Origin of the sequence: Arsukibacterium sp. UBA5043, from assembly GCA_002415085.1 — a bacterium.
Classification (GTDB): domain Bacteria; phylum Pseudomonadota; class Gammaproteobacteria; order Enterobacterales; family Alteromonadaceae; genus Alishewanella.
In genome coordinates this window covers 64,229-81,963 of record DIBV01000012.1, presented here as the reverse complement: position 1 = coordinate 81,963, position 17,735 = coordinate 64,229, and the positions used below count along the sequence as shown (strand labels likewise).

General features: G+C 47.0%; 13 protein-coding genes and 1 tRNA gene. 6 read left to right on the top strand and 8 right to left on the bottom strand.

All coding sequences use genetic code 11. The features are described 5' to 3' along the window. Window positions 1–101: 101 nt before the first annotated feature. The 4 genes from recD to B2Q61_RS11475 form a co-directional block, all read right to left on the bottom strand. Window positions 102–2,084 carry an exodeoxyribonuclease V subunit alpha gene (gene recD / locus B2Q61_RS11490; protein ID WP_290616046.1) on the bottom strand — a complete coding sequence of 661 codons (1,983 nt, stop codon included), beginning with the start codon at window positions 2,082–2,084 and terminating at the stop codon, window positions 102–104. Beyond that, window positions 2,074–5,775, bottom strand: coding sequence for an exodeoxyribonuclease V subunit beta (gene recB / locus B2Q61_RS11485; protein ID WP_290616048.1), 3,702 nt, complete (start codon window positions 5,773–5,775; stop codon window positions 2,074–2,076). Before recB ends, recD begins: the two co-directional genes overlap by 11 nt. Beyond that, complete coding sequence (gene recC / locus B2Q61_RS11480) at window positions 5,772–9,260, bottom strand: exodeoxyribonuclease V subunit gamma (protein WP_290616050.1); 3,489 nt, start codon at window positions 9,258–9,260, stop codon at window positions 5,772–5,774. The genes recB and recC overlap by 4 nt, the downstream gene beginning before the upstream one ends. A 69-nt stretch (window positions 9,261–9,329) precedes the next feature. Then, a complete protein-coding gene (locus B2Q61_RS11475) occupies window positions 9,330–10,034 on the bottom strand; it encodes a DUF3581 family protein (RefSeq protein ID WP_290616052.1) in 705 nt (234 codons plus the stop codon). Between the two features lie 221 nt (window positions 10,035–10,255). Between B2Q61_RS11475 and B2Q61_RS11470 the strand changes: the two genes are divergently transcribed. Both B2Q61_RS11470 and B2Q61_RS11465 read left to right on the top strand, forming a co-directional pair. Beyond that, complete coding sequence (locus B2Q61_RS11470) at window positions 10,256–10,729, top strand: hypothetical protein (RefSeq protein ID WP_290616054.1); 474 nt, start codon at window positions 10,256–10,258, stop codon at window positions 10,727–10,729. A 165-nt stretch (window positions 10,730–10,894) separates the two neighbouring features. Continuing rightward, on the top strand, window positions 10,895–11,329 hold the full coding sequence (locus B2Q61_RS11465) for a YchJ family metal-binding protein (protein WP_290616056.1): 435 nt from the start codon (window positions 10,895–10,897) through the stop codon (window positions 11,327–11,329). Between the two features lie 2 nt (window positions 11,330–11,331). On the opposite strand, the gene B2Q61_RS11460 is transcribed toward B2Q61_RS11465, so the two are convergent. Further along, on the bottom strand, window positions 11,332–11,808 hold the full coding sequence (locus tag B2Q61_RS11460) for a VC2046/SO_2500 family protein (RefSeq protein WP_290616058.1): 477 nt from the start codon (window positions 11,806–11,808) through the stop codon (window positions 11,332–11,334). A gap of 105 nt (window positions 11,809–11,913) precedes the next feature. Between B2Q61_RS11460 and B2Q61_RS11455 the strand changes: the two genes are divergently transcribed. Further along, window positions 11,914–11,998, top strand: a tRNA-Tyr gene (locus B2Q61_RS11455). Window positions 11,999–12,115: 117 nt separating this feature from the next. Further along, the gene (locus B2Q61_RS11450) at window positions 12,116–13,747 is read left to right on the top strand and encodes a response regulator (RefSeq protein WP_290616060.1); all 1,632 of its coding nucleotides are present in this window, start codon (window positions 12,116–12,118) and stop codon (window positions 13,745–13,747) included. A gap of 28 nt (window positions 13,748–13,775) precedes the next feature. Here B2Q61_RS11450 and deoC read toward each other — a convergent pair whose 3' ends face one another. Both deoC and B2Q61_RS11440 read right to left on the bottom strand, forming a co-directional pair. Continuing rightward, window positions 13,776–14,510: a deoxyribose-phosphate aldolase gene (gene deoC, locus B2Q61_RS11445; protein WP_290616062.1), complete on the bottom strand. Its 735-nt coding sequence runs from the start codon at window positions 14,508–14,510 to the stop codon at window positions 13,776–13,778. 265 nt (window positions 14,511–14,775) lie between these two features. Further along, a complete protein-coding gene (locus tag B2Q61_RS11440) occupies window positions 14,776–15,456 on the bottom strand; it encodes a M48 family metallopeptidase (protein ID WP_290616064.1) in 681 nt (226 codons plus the stop codon). 93 nt (window positions 15,457–15,549) lie between these two features. On the opposite strand from B2Q61_RS11440, the gene xthA reads away from it, so the two are divergent. After that, a complete protein-coding gene (gene xthA, locus B2Q61_RS11435) occupies window positions 15,550–16,365 on the top strand; it encodes an exodeoxyribonuclease III (protein ID WP_290616066.1) in 816 nt (271 codons plus the stop codon). Window positions 16,366–16,387: 22 nt separating this feature from the next. Here the strand turns inward: xthA and yfbV are convergent, their stop codons facing one another. After that, complete coding sequence (gene yfbV / locus B2Q61_RS11430; RefSeq protein ID WP_290616068.1) at window positions 16,388–16,831, bottom strand: terminus macrodomain insulation protein YfbV; 444 nt, start codon at window positions 16,829–16,831, stop codon at window positions 16,388–16,390. Window positions 16,832–17,387: 556 nt separating this feature from the next. On the opposite strand from yfbV, the gene B2Q61_RS11425 reads away from it, so the two are divergent. Then, window positions 17,388–17,735 carry an ArsC family reductase gene (locus tag B2Q61_RS11425; protein WP_290616070.1) on the top strand — a complete coding sequence of 116 codons (348 nt, stop codon included), beginning with the start codon at window positions 17,388–17,390 and terminating at the stop codon, window positions 17,733–17,735.

Below are 17,735 nucleotides of genomic sequence, written 5' to 3'. Positions count from 1 at the left end.
CCGTCTGTGGATGCGCATTATAGGGAGTTTAAAATACTCTGCAAGCTCTATTTTAAAATATTAATTCGTTCGCCTAAAAAACAGACAGCAGCAACTTATAATCAGCTTGTTAATGCAAGTGATAAACCGCCGGCACGCGTGGTTTGCCGCTGCACTGCCGCTGTTAACTGGTTTGGTTCGGCACACACTAAGGTAAAACGTGCGGAAGCACGGGTAATTGCGGTATAAAGTAATTCACGGTTCAGCATACCGCTATCATGGTCGGCAATGGCCAATACCGTATGATTGAATTCAGAGCCTTGTGATTTATGTACCGTCATAACAAAAACAGTTTCCACCGCATTTAGGCGGGCTGGGATAACCCATTTAATTCCTTCTGCAACAGCAAATGCTACCCTGAGACTGGATGTCAGACTACCATCTGGCTGCAGTATCAGTTTAGGCAGACAAATCCCAATGTCGCCGTTCATCAGCCCTAACTGATAATCGTTGCGGGTAACCATCACAGGTCGGCCGGCAAACCACTGATGCTCCGGCTCAATAAGACTGGCTTTCGCTAGTATGTTTTGGATCTGTGCATTTAATTGCTCGACACCCCATTCGCCTTTTCGGGTTGCAGAGAGCACCTGAAAACAACTAAAGGCATCAAGTATTTTTTTAGCCCAACCATCTTGTTGCTCCGGTTCAGGGACTGTGCCACGTAATAATGATAAGTAATGCTGATAGCCATAGGCCGCGCTCAGGTTTCCGCCATTTAATACTAACTGCTGAAAAGTACTATCTGTATTACAGGCACATTGCGCCAATAGCAACTCTGTCGGATGCCGCTGCCAGATAGTTAGATCAAACTGTCCCTGATTAACCATTGTCGCAAGCTGGCCAATGCCACTATGTTGGCCAAAGCGGTGACTATGGCGCAACATTACAATATGTTGTGACAATAAACTGCCATCAGCATTTATCAGCTTATCCGGAATATGCTGGCCGGTTTGCTGAGCTAACCAGGCTGCCGAAGCAGGCAGGTAGTCACCTGCGCTGGCTTTTTTGCAAAGTTCAGCAAGTAACGCTCCTGCTTCAACTGAGGATAGTTGATCTTTGTCACCTAATAAAATAATGCGGGCAGCTTGTGGTAACGCCAGCAGCAACGCTGCCATCATTTCCACATCAACCATCGAGGCTTCATCAAGCACCAACACATCAAGGGGTAATGGCTGGTAGCGGTTATACCGCAAGCTTTTGCTACCGGCTTTTATGCCCAATAGTCGGTGGATAGTACTGACGCTCGTCGGTATAGCCTGCTGTATCTGGTTATAGCCGGTGATATCAAGTAGTGCTAATCGGCTGATTGCACCACTGATACTTTCTTTTAAGCGTGCAGCAGCTTTGCCGGTAGGCGCCGCCAGCCGGATTTCCAACAACGGTGCGTTCTGACGAAGTTGTAACAACTGCAATAACGCCAGTAAACTAACTACTGTGGTGGTTTTTCCGGTACCGGGGCCACCGGTAATCACGGTAAAAGCGCTGCGGCAAGCGACAGCACAAGCTAGCTGTTGCCAGTCTGGTTGCACATTATTTTGTGACGGGTTGCCGCCTTGGAATAATTGCTCAATTAACGGGCGCAGCACCGTTACCGGCAACCGCCCTGCTATTGTGTCCGTTTGGGCTAAACGCTGTTTAATCTCGCAGGCGATATCTTGTTCGTATTGCCAGTAACGTCGCAGATATAAGCGGTTGGCTACCATCACCAATGGATTAGTGCCAACGCCGCTATCTACTAACGCAGACTGGTTCAATGCGCCGTGCCACTGCTCCAGACTTATCAGGGCAAATTGTTGCAGTAATGCCTGTTGCTGGCTGAGCGTCAGTTCTGCAGTAAGACCGAGCGCTGATAAAGGATTGGCATGTAGTTTTGCCACATCAAGACAAACATGGCCTTGTTTTATCTGATAGCTGCAAAGCGCTGCTGCTAACCACACCAAAGGTTGAGCTGGTTCATATCTGGCAATAAAGCGGGCAAATGCCAAATCAAGTGGTCTTAGCCAGCCCTGAGTTTGCCAGTGTTCCAGCATCAAATCAGCCTGCATTTATCATCTCTCCGCGAAAAAGCTGATCCAGAGCATCGATTAACTGTAATGACGGCTTTAACCACACCATGCCATGTTCGGGTGTTGCTACGCCACGGATAAACCAGTGCATAGCGCCACCGGTGTCTCTGTCGTAATCATAGTCCGCAAGGCGGCTACGCAGCAGCCGGTGCAGTGCCAGGCTATATAACACAGCCTGCAAATCATAGCGCTTTTGCAGCATGATCTGTCGCAGCGCCAGCTCGTTATAGGCACTTGCACACAGCCCGGCCCGGTTAGATTTGTAATCACACACCACATATCGTTGTTGCTGGCAAAATACCAAATCTATGAACCCTTTTAACATTCCATTGAGCTGCCCCGCCAATAACGCAGGCCGAGCTTCGCCAGGCCAGATGTGGGTTTGCAGCAATTGATCCAGCTTTTGAATATCGATGTGCTGACAGGGTAACCAAAATTCCAGTTCTACCTGGTAAACGTCAAGCTGTGCCAGGCACAACGTGGTATCGGTTTCAGTCTCTGTCAGACTGAAACGACTGTGTAACAGTTGTATTAGCCACTGATGCAAGGCTGCACATTCTGCTTGCCAGCCTCGCAGCTGACAACGCTTGGTTAGTTCTGTAGCAAGTAATTGAGGGTACTGGCTGATATGAGCAAAGCCTTGCAAACCAATCCACTCTAAAATGCCATGTAAGAATGTACCGGCCTGAGGCCCCGCAGCAAATTGATACTGAATAGCCAGCTCCTCATTTTCGTCTAGCAATGAGTCACTTTGTAGCTCGCTATATAGCTCTGGCAGCAACTTGTCAGTGGCCCGCTCTGGTGCGCCTTGAACAAGAACACTGTTATCCCCCAGCTGCCGGGTTAGTGCACTATAACTGGCAACCCACCATAACTGTCGAAATTGATGGCTGATAGTCCTGGCCTCAGCCGTCAGGTTATGTTGTTGCTCTGGCTGATATCCCAGCATACTGACTGCTGGCAGACTTGTCCGCTCAATAGCCGGACAAGCAGCCCAGGCCGCGCTGACTTGAGCCAAAAAGTTATCCGGCGTTTCAGGGGTTGTCGCCAGTAAATAACTGATCGCACTTTGTTCAGCCAGCGGCGCCAAGCCCAACCAACAGGCGTATTTTGCGCGGGTTAATGCGACATAACATTTGCGCACATCTTCGGCCAGTCGCTCGCGCTCTGCCGCCGCCAGCGCCTGATGATCGGGCTGATAGCTAAAGCAGCGAGCACCGGCTTCATCGCGATAACTCAGTGGCAACTGCCGGGCGTTAACCGGCCGGGCGGCACAGATAAATGGCAGAAATACCAGGGGATATTCCAAACCCTTTGATTTATGAATAGTAACAACCTGTACCAGTTCTGCGTCACTCTCCAACCTGACTTTTTGTTGCTCACTGTCACCACTGGTCTGCTGCGCAATGTGCTCCGCCAAAAAACGCAGTAACGCTTGCTCACCGTCCAGTTGCTGGGCAGCCTGTTGTAACAACTCGGCCAGATGCAACAAATCAGTCAGGGCGCGCTCGCCATCGACGCTTAACCGCAAACGGGCTGGTATAGCAAAGTCGAATAATAAACTGCGAAGCATCGGCAACACACCAAAACGACGCCATTGTTGCTGATACGTTTTAAACTGCAGACATAACTGCTCCCACTGTAGCTCGTGTTGCTGCAATTGGTCCAGCTCAGTCAGGCTGAGGCCGATGATACGGCAGCCAATAGCTGAGCGCAGTAAACTGTCTTGTTCAGGCTCAGCACAGGCCGTTAGGATCAGCTGCAAATCCGTGGCAATACCTGAACTGTATACTGACTCCCGATCAGATAAATACACGCTGCGAACCTGTCGCTGCGCCAGTTGACGCCTGATAGCCTGAGCTTCATGCTGATTATTAACCAAAATAGCAATATCAGAAGGTTTAAGCGGAACCGTATCACCATTGTTTGCAATAAAGTAAGTTGTACCGCTGAGGGCCTGTTGCAATATTAAAGCAATAAAGCTGGCACAGGCACTGGCATATTGCTCCAGATATGCCTGACGACTTAATACTTTCTCTGTTTCGTTGTCAGGTAACCACGCTGTTAGTGCTGGCGCAGGTTGCTGGGCTATCATCAGACGATGTTCTGTACCTTTCGCCTTAACCGCCTGAAATGGCAATGGGTCACGTTTTTCTTGATCACGCTCGTGGTGCTCACTGCGCTGTCGAAATAAAAATGCACCACCGGCTCGTTGTTCAGCCTGTTCAAAAATATAATTAACCGCGCTAACCAGCCCCGCGTCTGAGCGGAAATTGGTGTCCAGCGTATAATGCCGGCCAGTTGTGGCATGTTTAGCTTTGAGGTAGGTATAAATATCTGCGCCACGAAATGCATAAATTGCCTGTTTAGGATCGCCAATCAGTAGCAGGGCATATTGTTCAGCTTCAGCTCTCTGCTGACTGACGTGCTCTGGGTATATCGCAGAGAAAATTTGATACTGAATCGGATCGGTGTCCTGAAATTCATCAATTAGCGCTACCGGATACTGGCTGCGGATAAGCCTGGCTAATTCGGCCCCTTGTTGGCCATGCAGTGCCTGATGCAACCGAAGCAGCATATCGTCAAAGCCCATCAGCGCCTGTTGCTTTAGCTCGGTTTGAATACGTTTTGCCAGCCAACTGGCAGCATGTTGCATTAAAGCCTGGCGTGGTTCAGCCAGATTTTGCAACGCGTGTTGTAATTGCACAATGCCAGCAAAAGCCGGATGATTCGGAGGCGAACCTTGTTTCCAGCACTCAGTTATGCCATCGGGCGATAATCGATGCCAACCCGAGCCCAAATCGAGATTGGCGTCGGGATTTTGCAACCAGCTCTGCAGCTTTTGCAGCCAATTATCCAGATAACGTTGCTGCAGCTGCCGGCCATTGACGACTTTTTCGGCTATAGCCTGCTGTAATATGTCAGTCATTTCCGGCAGCCAATGCTGCCATTGCCCGCTAAGTTGCTTTAGTTGTAAGTCACGTTCAGCCAAACATTGGGCAATGGCCTCTTTTGGTGTCGCGTAACCAGAATTATCAGTTGACGGCTCTGCCAGATAATAACTGGTAAGGCCGGCAACGCTTTGCCATAGCTGTTCGGGTGTTTGCCAATAATAAAGACAGGCCGTTAGCGCCTCTTCTGCCAAATCATAATAAAAACTTCGCCAGTAGTCGCGCGAGGCTTGCAGTTTTAAAGCACTAAGATCGGTACTTAATTGCTGACTAAACAAGCTGCCACTGGCAAAGGCATGCTCAGCTAACATTCGGTTACACCAGCTATGAATGGTCGAAATTGCAGCTTCATCCATCCATTGCGCGGCCAACTCAAGGCGCCTGGCACAGTAAGCAAAATCTGCAGCGGGATACTCTGCCAGCAGGGATGCCAGCACACCGTCATCGCATTGGCCCTGCCGGAATGCCTGCGCCGCCTCAGTTAGGCGTAACCGTATCCGGTCTCGCAGCTCCTGGGTCGCCGCCTCGGTAAAAGTGACCACTAAAATTTCCGGAGGTGTAAGTGCACGGGCATACGCGTATTGTTTGCCATGACCTAACACCAGGCGCAAATACAAGGCAGCAATCGTAAAGGTTTTCCCCGTGCCTGCACTGGCTTCTATTAGCCGGTTGCCGCTAAGTGGTAATGTCAGCAATGATAATGCTTTGGCTCGGCTCATTCTGCCTCCTGTGCATTATCGGCCTGATACACCGCACAATACAAAGGTCGGTACAATAGTTCAGCCAGCTGAAAAAAGTCACCACTGGCGGTCAGTTGATTAAAGTCAGTAAACAGTCGCTGCAGGTAAAGGTTTTGCTGGACGATTCCCGGGTTATAACTATCGCCCTGATAGCGCTTTTCGCACTGCTGAAAAATCTGTTCAGTAGTGTATTTATTCTTATCTTGCTGCTGCAGATACAGCATGGCGCTTTCCAACTCCAGCGGCCAGGGAGTCTGATGAGCTTGCAGATAGTAACTCAGCAGCAGATTCAATCGCTCAGTAGCCGCCACGGTTTCCAGGGCAGTAAAATGCAATTCACCAGCCTGACTTAGCACAATACTCTGACACGGTTGCAGGGTATTGGCCAGTAAATGGCTGAGCCAGGGTAATACCAGATGCCGCCACTGATATTTACGTTCTTTTATAATAGTGCTGCCACTTAACAGCAATTGACACTGTTGCCCGCTACTGTTTTGTCTTAACTGGCTAAGCCAGTCTTGTAGCTTTAGTCCCTGATGTTGCAGCTGCACTGCCCGACTTTTCTGCGGTAAAGGATAAGCCTGCTGCCATTGCTCCAGCCGTCCGGCGAGCGCCAGCACGGGCTGAGCCAATTGTGCCGCATGCAGGCTTACCGCTGCGCCCATACCAAGCGCTCCACGGCGCTGCATTTGCGCTAAACAATTACGTACCGCATTTTCCAAAGGCTGATCATCTGCCAGAGCGTGCTGTGCACTGAGAAGCAGTTGTTGCTGCAGCTGCCAGCGACTCAACCCATCCAATGCGAAGGCTTCGTCATTTTCTGCTATTGCTTCAGGCTGTCCAAACCAGATCGACAAACGCTGGGTAAAAAAGCTTTTTACCGGGTCGCGAACAAAGTCACTCAGTTGACGCAGGCTGATTGCCTCTGCTGGGTGCCAGTCGCTCAGTTTTCCGGCAGAGACTAATGGTATCGATTTGGCAAGCCATTCACGCTGATAACTAAACAACCGTGGTGCAGCCTGATCAAAATAACGGGCACTAAAAGGTTGTAGCGGATGAGCTGTGGTTAACATGGTTAGCAATGAATCCGCATCTGTCCGTTTATTTTCCAGTCGCCAGCACTGCGCCAGATGATCACGTAGCTGACCAATTAACATTGATGGCGCTCTTTCGCTGTTGTCATGGATACTGTGGCCGATCCAGCTGATATAAAGCCTGTCGCGCGCCGATAATAACGCCTCCAGCAACAAATAACGGTCATCCTCACGTCTTGAACGGTCACCTGGACGCATATCCGTGCGCATTAAATCAAAGTCCTGCCGGGGTTGCTGTCGTGGAAAGGCGCCGTCATTCATACCCAGCAAGCAAATATGCCGAAACGGTATTGCCCGCATTGGCAACAAGGTAGCAAAGGTTATTCCACCGGATAAAAATCGTTGCTGCACCCCAGGCTGTGCCACTAATGCCAGCCAACTTTCAGCCACGATCGGCGCCGGTAACAAAGACGTCAGTGCCGCTTGCTGACAATGGCTATGCCATTCATCCAGTGCATCATAGAGCTGCGCTAATAACGCCTGTTCATCGGTCTGCTGTGGCAGTAAGAAGTCTTGCAACATTGCATTAATTATTTCTTGCCATCGCTCTGGATTATGCGTTTGCTGGAGTAAATGCCAATAATGCTTCAGTTGTGCCAGCAGTTGATACAACGGGCCGATTGACGCCGCATCTAAGCCACTGATATCCGTAAATGGTTCTATACCGTACCATCCGGCATCAGCCTGTTCTGTCGCAGGTACCGGGCCTGTAGCAAAACCCAGCAACATCCGATCGATGGCAAACTGCCAACTAAACTGATGTAAGTCGGCAGGCAAATCAAGACTGTGTCGCTGCGCTGAGTCTAGCCCCCAACGCGCCCCCGCAGCATACAACCATTGGTGTATCAGTGGGATTGCGGTCTCCTCTATCGCAAACCGTTGGCGTACAGCAGGCACCTCAAGTAAGTCCAGAATGTCGCTCAGTTGAAACCGGCTTTGTGGTAATGCCAGCAATTGCTCAACTGCTTTAAACATGGGTTGCTCAGTACCGGGAGGTAAGTCGGCAATGGCAAAAGGTATATAGCGCGGATCATCTGGTTTTACCGAGGCAAATACAGCCTGGATCAACGGTGCATAGCTGGCGATATCAGGCACCATAACCATAATCTCGCGTGGGCTAAGACTATGATCCTGTTCAAATGCTGCTAACAGTTGATCATGTAAAATTTCAACTTCGCGCATCGCACTGTGCGCCATATGAAACTGCACAGACTGATCTGTTGGTTTAATTGATGGCCAGTGCTGCTGGCTTTCATGTACAGGTCTTAAATCATAAATATCATGCTGCAGCATACCCAGTAGGTGATGGCTGTCTGGCGGCTGAAACAAATCAATTTTCTGATTTAAAAACAGGTTTCTAAATCTGGCAGTTTCATCAAATTCGTCCAGCAATCTAATATAATCTCGTCCCTGCCGCCCCCATGACGCTAATAATGGTTGGGCATGAACATAGAGTTGTTCCTCATCAATGTTTTGTGGCATTCCTACTTTGTAGCTTTGACGATGCTGTTCTGCCCGCAACAACTCTTTCTCACTGACAATATCAGCCCAGTAGTGTTGACAAGGGTTATGCACTGCAAGCAACACCTGACAAAATGGTGCTATCGCAGCAAGTACCTGCAAACTTTGCTGGGGCATTGCTGAAATACCAAATATAATTAAACGCCTGGGTAATAATCTAATGGCTTGCGCATACGATAACCTGGCCAATTTATCGATAAAACGCTGATGTATTTCTGCCCGGCTATCACCAAGCTGCTGCTCGCTAATTCTGGCATGCAATAAACGCCACAATTCACTTTGCCAAAGTTGTTCCGGTTGCAGCGCACTCTGCTGTCCACGGGCATTTACCAATATATCCTGCTGCTGTTGCCACAGGTTTAGCCAGTCGGCCCGATACACCTGATACTGATCATATAGTGCGGCTAACTGCTCTGCCAGCTGGTAAGTTTTAACTAAAGTGGGGTCATCGGCATAAAAATGCTTTAATGGCGCAAAACATGGATTATCAGGCAATTGTGGCAGCAAACTAAGTAAATGCCAGCGCAGTAGTTCGCGGCTGTAAGCTGAATGCTCGCTGATTTGATCAGCGCCAAGCACCTTGCGATAAAGTTGCCAGATAAACCTGGCTGGCAATTGCACGTTGATTGCCGCAGCGATCCCACAACCAGGCTCTGAGGCATCGGGTTCGCTGGCCAAAGCCAGTTTAAGCCACTGGGCAATGCCATTGCTTTGTACCAGGATCTGTTCCGACTCCAGCGGAGATAGCGGATAACGTTGCAACCAATTCACTACCACTGCACGTAATTGCTCGGGTGCATTGGCGTGAACCACCAAAAAACCAGCTTGTAAGCTACTAGCCTGAGACATAAAAAGCCTTTGACGACAACAGGCTGCCACTATAGCCGATTTTAGCGCGGCATTAAAAGCGGCTTAACACTATGCCTTAACAAGGTTCTTGCGCCGATTATACTCCGCTATCATCAGCTGCATTTGGGTTTCTTCATAGGGTTGTAAGTTACTGAGGATCATTCGTTTCTTACCACTACCAATTTGCCGTCCTTTTTCTGTCAGCACAAATTCAAGCAACACGTTGCCACGCTTACCTTCGACCTGCAATGACGAGGCCGCCAGGCTAAGTTCAACAGCGGCAGTGGGCAAGCTGTCAAAAGACAACGCCATACTTTCATATATCACCAACGGTCGGCCCGGATGGATCATCACATTATGCTGCTGCATCAGAGGCTGCAAAATATGCGGAAAATTTTGACCGGAAAACCGCACATAGTCGCGGATCAGAGGCTCTATCACTGCTAAATCGTGACTCATCTCACCTTGTTGTTGCAACGCAAGATACACTTTGCCCTGCTCATCACAAATTCGTAATTCATTTTCATGTTGCTCGCAGTGCAATAACACATCCGCGCTGACCATGCCCGCAAATGTACAACTCAGTTCTTTAGCCAAGCCGTAATGACTCAGTAAATAGGCAAACAACAGATCACCCGGCACACAAAATCGTTTGGCATCCACGTCATGAATGGGATTAAAGTCGGTGGCAATTTGCTTGGCAAAACGGCAAGACTGTAGCCGGCTGAAACTAAAACCGTTAGCAGAACGGGTGACAAAATCGTCTAACAACATCAATCAGGCACTCACTTTTTGACTTAAGCCGGCCATTCTAGCCTAAATTAGCTAACAAATGGTCCAGCCAGTAATAAATAAGTAACAGCTGCGATAGAGGTTACTGCTGAATCGGCCTGGGATTGATATTTGCAAAACATCGATAAAAAATACTTGCCTTTATATTAAACAGCAACTACTGTATATTCATACACTGTATATAAACACAGCCGGAGAACATCATGTTGCCAATGCCATCCTCTACTAATCTTAGCTCAGACGCCTCCGTGCTATCGGTGACACGTGCTACCGGGCGCTTACAGCGGCTAGCATCCGCAGTTGCTTCTGCCACTCCTTTTTATCAACAGCTCAGTGCAGAATCTCCTGCAAGCTCAGAACAACTGTTAATTAAGTTGTTGCAGCGTCATCGCCACGAAACAGGCTGGATTGTGTTGGTTGCACCAACGCATCTTCCGTCAAAAGCTCTGGCTAAATACCTGCAGCTACCGACAGATAAGATAATGATTATCCATGCCAATGCGATTAAAAACCTTGCGACGACCTTACACCAGTTATTACATGCCATCAGTTGCAGGGTAGTGATAAATTTTAGTGACGCTATATCAGAACAATTAACGCAACAACTTAGTCAATGTGCCGCCAGTCAGCAGCGATGGTTATATCAGTTTTCGCCCAGAACAACACAGGCGCATTAACTGTCCTGCAGGAAAGCCTTAACGTAGGGTATAATGTCGGATTTGTTGTGATTGTTCGTGTTAGAGGTATTTGTGTACTGCTATTGTTGCTCTGGAAAGCGTTTCAGTAATTGTTGTCAGCCCCTGCTTGATGGAAAGGTTAAAGCAGAAAGTGGTATTGAGTTGATGCGCTCACGCTACAGTGCGTATTGCCATAAAGCTATTGATTATCTATATGCGACCAACTATCCGGACCTGCGCAAAGCTAATCCAAAAACACAAATTGCAGAATTTGCCACTGCAGTGCACTTTATTGGTTTAACCATTACCAATATTACCAGTAGTTCAGACATCGATAATTACATTGCAGCACATAAGAGCCAAGTTAGTTTTGTAGCCAGCTATATCAATGGTAATAAGCTGGAAACTCTGGCAGAGCAATCCCGATTCATACTAACCGACCAGTGGTACTACAGTGATGGTGATATTGCTGCCACTTTACCGAAAACCATAGGGCGTAACGATAAGTGCCCCTGTGGCAGTGGTAATAAGTTTAAACATTGTACGTTGCATATGATTTCAGGCAATAGTGAGCATGGCCCAAGGCATACCTTAGCTTGAGATCATGCTGCATTGGTTCGCTGTAATTCCTGCAAAATTTCATATAATGCCGTTGGGTCGGCCTCGGGTCGCTCCATTTTGCCGCCCTCACGCCGGCGTTTGCTGTGTGCATCTAAATTTTGCATCAGCTCCGGCGCAAGCTTGCTTTTATCATCCACAAGTACCAGTGGCCCTGCTGCTAAATATTGTTGTAATTTAAGTTGACGAAGTCCTCCCGAACTCAATGCCGCGCTCTGACTGGTTAATTTTACCAAGTCATGCGCTTGCCAACCGAAATCCCTTGCTCTAATCAAAGATAATCTGGCATATAAATCAGCTTTTTGCTTGGGGGGTTCAAACTTTGGCGTCTGAAATTCTGCCATTTCATCAATGGCAGGTGACAAAAACGCCAACCATAATGAAAAGTCTGATCTGTGGTGCTGATTAAGTGCTTTATTCAGCCGGCAATCCAATTGCCATTCATTAATAATAGTTGTCATAGCAGCTTAGTTAACAGGCGTTGTTTGGTTTATCGGCAGTTGACTAAAAAAGTTAAGTAAAATGCTTTACATCAAAAGACAGTTTGATAAGATGCGCGCACTCGTGGAGGGGTTCCCGAGTGGCCAAAGGGATCAGACTGTAAATCTGCCGGCACTGCCTTCGAAGGTTCGAATCCTTCCCCCTCCACCATTTCTTGCGATTTTACCTACCTCTCACGTTTTACTACTTTGCACTTACTGAATTAACTTGCTAAACCACGCTATATTTCCGACACTTAGCATATTCTGGCTATGGTGTAAGGCGCTAATGCAAACTAAGACTTTGGAAAATCAACGAGTACTGATTGTTGATGACCAACGAGCATTCCAGTTAATGTTTAAAGGGGTGCTTTACTCAATGGGTGCAACAAATGTTGCGTTTGCACCAACCGGTGAGCAGGCGCTAGCTAAATGCAGTAATGTTGATTTCGATATACTGTTCGTTGATTACCACTTGGGTATCGGTAAAAACGGTAAACAATTACTCGAAGATCTGCGGGAAAAGAAGCTGCTAAAACCCCATAGTATATTTATGTTAATCACCGGAGAAAATTCAGTACCGGTGGTTGTTAGTGCGGTTGAACTCGAACCTGATGATTATCTGGTAAAACCGTTTTCTCAAAGTGTCTTGCGAAGCAGAATAATTCGGATCCAACATAAAAAAGAGCAGCTGGCCAAATTATTTCAAGCTTTATATGACAACGATTCCGAACAGGTTATTACGCTTTGTCAACTCGAAATCGCTGAAGCAGGTCGCTATCAGCAGTTCTGTAAACGCGTACTTACTGAAAGATTTATATTATTAAAACGATTTACTGAAGCAGAGCAGGTATTGCAGAGCTGCCTTGAATTGAGAAGAAATGGCTGGGCGCTACTACTGATGGCCAGGTTGTGTTTTGAGCAACAACGCTTTGCTGAATGCCAGACATTGTGCGATGAAGCACTGGAAGAAAACCGCTTATTTGCGGAAGCTTATGATATAAAAGCACGTAGTTATCTGGCTGAAGATGATCCTGAGCAGGCATTCGTTAGCATCCAGGCTGCGGCTGACATTGCCCCCTACTCTATGCAGCGCCAGTATTTATACATGGATATCGCTCACGCGTTAGACGATACCACTGCTAAGGTGCTAGCCAGTAAACAGCTGTATGAAATAACCCGTCGCTCTATTCGTCAGGATATTAGTCATTTATATAACTACATTCGAAGTATCATCGCCGCAGCAACTATGAGCAACGATCCACAGCAACGCAATCGTTATTCACAGGAAGTAGCAATTGCTTTGCAACGGGCGCGTCGTGATGACAGCTTGATCAGAGAAACTGACTTTGATCTTTTTGAAATTCTATGTCAAGCCAGACTAGACTCAGTAAATGGTCAGCAGTTTCAGGCAAAAAAAACTTACGCTTCGGTAGCAGAAGTTGCTGGCACACAGCAACAGGTTTTACCTGATACCGTACTACTACTTAATCAGATAGGAGAGTTTGAACAGGCGGACCAGCTGGCAACTCTTATTAGCGCTGAGCAACGAGAAGATCCGGTGCTCGAGCGTGTATTGTCAGAGCAAGAGCTGCAGAAACAATCTCAGCAGCAATATTTTGCTCAATTAAACAAAGACGGCATCCGGCAATACAAAGAGGGCCAGCATCTTGCGGCACTTGCCCTATTCGAGCAAGCATTGGAATTGGCACCGATGAATACAGGCTGCGCCCTGAACGTTATTCAAACCAGTCTGCAATTGCTTAAAACCCATAGCAAAGCGCCAGGTAATAGTATGTTGGAGCGCTGTAAAAAAGCGTTCAGAATTGTTGATAATATGCCATTACCTGAACATCACCGTAAACGCTATGAGGAACTACTTAGTCAATTTTCGCAGTTAAAACAGGAAAAAAGACGTTAAAATGTCAAGAAAGATAGCCTTCAGTTCATTAGCACGCGGCAAGCTGTTCCGCTAATTCAGATACCAGTGTGCTGGCACCAATCCGCATCGTTGCGCTGGTAGCAGTAATTCCGGTTATTTGTTCATAGAGGTCTATCAATTGCAATGCCTGGCCCACAGTGCGTACCCCACCCGAGGCTTTAAAACCTACAGGACGGTTTGCAGCAGCAATTATAGTCAGCATAATCCGGGCCGCTTCCTCTGTTATTCCAACGGCCACTTTACCGGTTGACGATTTAACAAAATCAGCACCAGCCTCTATGGCCAACTCAGTTGCTTTGGCAACCTGCTGGGCAGTAATAAGCTCACCAGACTCAATAATCACTTTCAAGCAATGCGCACCGCATGCATGGCGTACGCCATCCAAAAATGTACTAACATACTGGTGTTCGCCGCGCATCAGCGCTTGATAAGGAATAACACAATCAATTTCAGAGGCCCCGGCTGACAGCGCTTCATCAATTTGCTGACAAACGACTTCGAGCGACGCATTGCCATCGGGAAAGTTTACAACTGTGGCTAAATTACTCGGCTGTTCAGACTCAGAGCTAACAAGGCTAACCTGAGTTAAATACGAGGGGTAAACACAATATGCAGCAACAGCTACCGGCAACTGTGGTAGCTGCTCTAACCATTGCGCCATCTGCTGAGTATCATCAGCATCATTTAATCGGGTAACATCAAGCAATTTACTCAGTTGCAATAATCGTAGTCGATTGGTCATGTTTACTTCCATTATCTGTATTCTGGCCAGAACAACGACCTTAGGGTCACCAGCCTAAATTTGCCAGGAAGAGTAAACCAAATACACGTGAAAATGCAAAAAGAGAAAAAAAATATTATTTTTGGAATCTTTTTAAAATTGGCCGGTCTCAGTTAATAGTTGTAATGTTGTGTTTACTTCTCTCCCTGAAATTGAGTTGTCCTTAGTTTATCGCCGGTATTATACCGGCGCTTTTTTTTCTTCCCGTCACAGCATGAGAACGGCGTTATTTTACCAACTGTTGCTGATAATAGCTCAGCCAGGCTTGTGCCTGTGGGTATTCCGGTACGTAACGGTCAATGATCTGCCAAAACGCTGCTGAGTGGTCCATGACCTCGCGATGAGCTAACTCATGGACCATTACATAGTCAGAAACCCACTCTGGTGCCATAATAAGCCGCCAATTGAGACCGATTACACCATTGCTATCACAATAACCCCAGCGCCGTTGCCACTGCCCGAGCTTAAGTTCACGAAAAGAAATGTCCATGGTTTGAGCCCACGATGACAAACGTGGCTGAAACACCATATTGGCCTGCGTTTTTAACCACTGACTGAACAGTTGATTTTGCCATGCTGACAGGTTGACGCTGGCAACCCGATCGCTAACCTCAATTAATAGGTTATGTCCGACAACAGAAATGTTACTTTTCGCTGCTCTGCTGCACACCACGTTCAATAATGTTCCCTTGAACAGCAATGTCCCCCGTTGTTGCCAGCTTAATGCTGCAGGTTGAGACTGCTGATGTGATAAGTGGCGCTGTATCCAGGGCTGTTTAGTCTGTATCAGGTGCTCAATATGCTTGATTTTGCAACCCAGCGGTGCCCGAACGGTAACCAGGCCATGGCGAATAACGATAGCCAGTGTTCGACGACGGCTGTAGACAATTTTATAATCAACCCGCAATGTTAATGTTCTCCAGGTATGGTGACACTTACCGTCTGACCGCTTCGCATGCTATGATGCAAGCTTGTTCCAGGTTGAGGCATATAGAGCAACATGAAAATAATCTCTTTTAATATTAATGGCATCCGCGCAAGACTGCATCAACTGCAGGCTCTGATTGATAAACACCAACCCGATATTATTGGCTTGCAGGAAATCAAAGTCCATGATGATGAATTTCCGATGACACAGGTCATGGCTATGGGGTACCACGTGTACCATTTCGGTCAGAAGGGACATTATGGCGTAGCTATTTTAAGTAAACAAGCAGCCACGGATATGCAATATGGGTTTCCCGGCGATGCAGAAGATGCTCAGCGCAGAATGCTGATTGGTCAGTATTTGCTGGCCAATGGTAAAACCCTGACCGTCCTGAATGGTTACTTTCCCCAGGGCGAAAATCGCAGTCATCCGACCAAATTCCCTGCGAAAGAAAAATTCTATGCTGACTTGCAACATTATATTGAACAACACCATCGCCCTGATGACTACCTTTCAGTCATCGGTGATATTAACATTTCACCTGTTGATTCTGATATTGGTATTGGCGAAGCTAATGCCAAGCGGTGGCTACGTGAAGGTAAAACGTCTTTTCTGCCAGAGGAACGAGAATGGTTACAACGGCTTAAAGATTGGGGCCTTATTGATACCTATCGACATTTGTATCCTGATGACAATAGTCAGTTCAGCTGGTTTGATTATCGTTCAAAAGGCTTTAACGATAACAGAGGACTGCGTATCGACGTGGTGATGGCCACAGCACCACTCACTGAGTGTTGTATTGAATCTGGTATTGATTATGAGTTACGGGGCATTGAAAGACCGTCAGATCATGCACCGGTATGGTCGGTGTTCAAACTGGAAAAGTAACTGCGTTTAATGTTTATGCGCCCTATAGCCAGGGCCGCATAAATGTTTTATCCAGTTGTTTATATGCTGTCGCCAATGTATTGGCTAAATCTAAATAATTACGCGGTTCACTAACGAGCAGCGGTTTGACGCCCTGCTCTTGCATTTGCTGACGAATTTGCCGGCACCAGCTTACCAGCGGTGGAGGCAACTGCGTTGAGGCTCGAACCCCAAGCCAATACCAGCCCTGTAGCGGCAAGGATAAAATAAATAACATCATCGCTAAAATCTGTCCGGTAAAATCGCTGCCAAGAAACGTTAGCTGGAAAAACGCGGTCAGTACGGCAAGTCCAGGCAAAAACCGCAAGCCAAGATTGGTTAGCTGAATAATCTTATTTTCCGGAAATAATGCATTAAGCTCCGGCTTCACCGGCCACACCTGACTGTAGTAACGCCCTTCCTGTAATATCGCAACTAATTTCATCATCAAAGCCTCTACCGATTACAACGGCTAGCTATTACTTTAGCATATCTGCTTTACGTTGCGCAGGACAAAATGTATCAGTGCATCGTCCGGCGGCAAGCTCAAGCACTTAAACTGATCCTCATAACACAGCAACTTTTGTTTTTAACTTAAATAGCGTTCAAATTGAGCGTTAAAGACTTTTGCAACTTTCAGGCCAAATAATATATTCATAATTTCCATAAGCTTAAAGTGATTCCTTGGTGTTACCAACAATCTTACCCACAGAAGCTGTGGACAAGTTTTGCAGCTGAGACGCTTAAAAATCATGTGCTGTCAGTATTTTTACCAAAAAAAAACGACGTTTCGACAAATATTCATCATCAAGTCATCTTTCTGACATGTTAAGAGAAACCAGACAGGTCAGAGCCTTTTATAATTCGATATTAAGCGTAACTAACTACGGAAAATAAATTATTATTACGATAGTATTGCGTAAGATTAGAACCGGTTGTGAACAAGCGAAACGCTAAGTGTTGCTTTTATTAAGCAACCCAACGCGAAGAATGGACGAATTTTTATGATTAAAATGTACGGTATCAAAAACTGCGACACCATTAAAAAAGCCCGGAAATGGCTCGAGCAGCATCAACTGGACTATCAGTTTATCGACTACCGGCAGGACGGTTTGACAGCAAAGCAACTGGCTGACTTTAGTCTGCACCTTGGGTGGCAAAACCTATTAAACACCCGCGGTACCACGTATCGGGCGTTACCGTCAGACACCCGCAGTAACCTTACAGAACCCCTGGCTCTGAACCTGATGCTACAACAACCCGCCATGATTAAGAGACCACTTTTGCAAGTGAATGACACCTATATTCTTGGCTTCAATACCGAAACCTATCAACAACTTCTGGAAAACTAA

Bases quoted from the DNA above. Each gene is read 5' to 3' on its own strand.
- recD (WP_290616046.1), bottom strand. From the start codon at position 2,084: ATGCAGGCTGATTTGATGCTGGAACACTGGCAAACTCAGGGCTGGCTA.
- recB (WP_290616048.1), bottom strand. From the start codon at position 5,775: ATGAGCCGAGCCAAAGCATTATCATTGCTGACATTACCACTTAGCGGC.
- recC (WP_290616050.1), bottom strand. From the start codon at position 9,260: ATGTCTCAGGCTAGTAGCTTACAAGCTGGTTTTTTGGTGGTTCACGCC.
- B2Q61_RS11475 (WP_290616052.1), bottom strand. From the start codon at position 10,034: ATGTTGTTAGACGATTTTGTCACCCGTTCTGCTAACGGTTTTAGTTTC.
- B2Q61_RS11470 (WP_290616054.1), top strand. From the start codon at position 10,256: ATGTTGCCAATGCCATCCTCTACTAATCTTAGCTCAGACGCCTCCGTG.
- B2Q61_RS11465 (WP_290616056.1), top strand. From the start codon at position 10,895: ATGCGCTCACGCTACAGTGCGTATTGCCATAAAGCTATTGATTATCTA.
- B2Q61_RS11460 (WP_290616058.1), bottom strand. From the start codon at position 11,808: ATGACAACTATTATTAATGAATGGCAATTGGATTGCCGGCTGAATAAA.
- B2Q61_RS11450 (WP_290616060.1), top strand. From the start codon at position 12,116: ATGCAAACTAAGACTTTGGAAAATCAACGAGTACTGATTGTTGATGAC.
- deoC (WP_290616062.1), bottom strand. From the start codon at position 14,510: ATGACCAATCGACTACGATTATTGCAACTGAGTAAATTGCTTGATGTT.
- xthA (WP_290616066.1), top strand. From the start codon at position 15,550: ATGAAAATAATCTCTTTTAATATTAATGGCATCCGCGCAAGACTGCAT.
- yfbV (WP_290616068.1), bottom strand. From the start codon at position 16,831: ATGATGAAATTAGTTGCGATATTACAGGAAGGGCGTTACTACAGTCAG.
- B2Q61_RS11425 (WP_290616070.1), top strand. From the start codon at position 17,388: ATGATTAAAATGTACGGTATCAAAAACTGCGACACCATTAAAAAAGCC.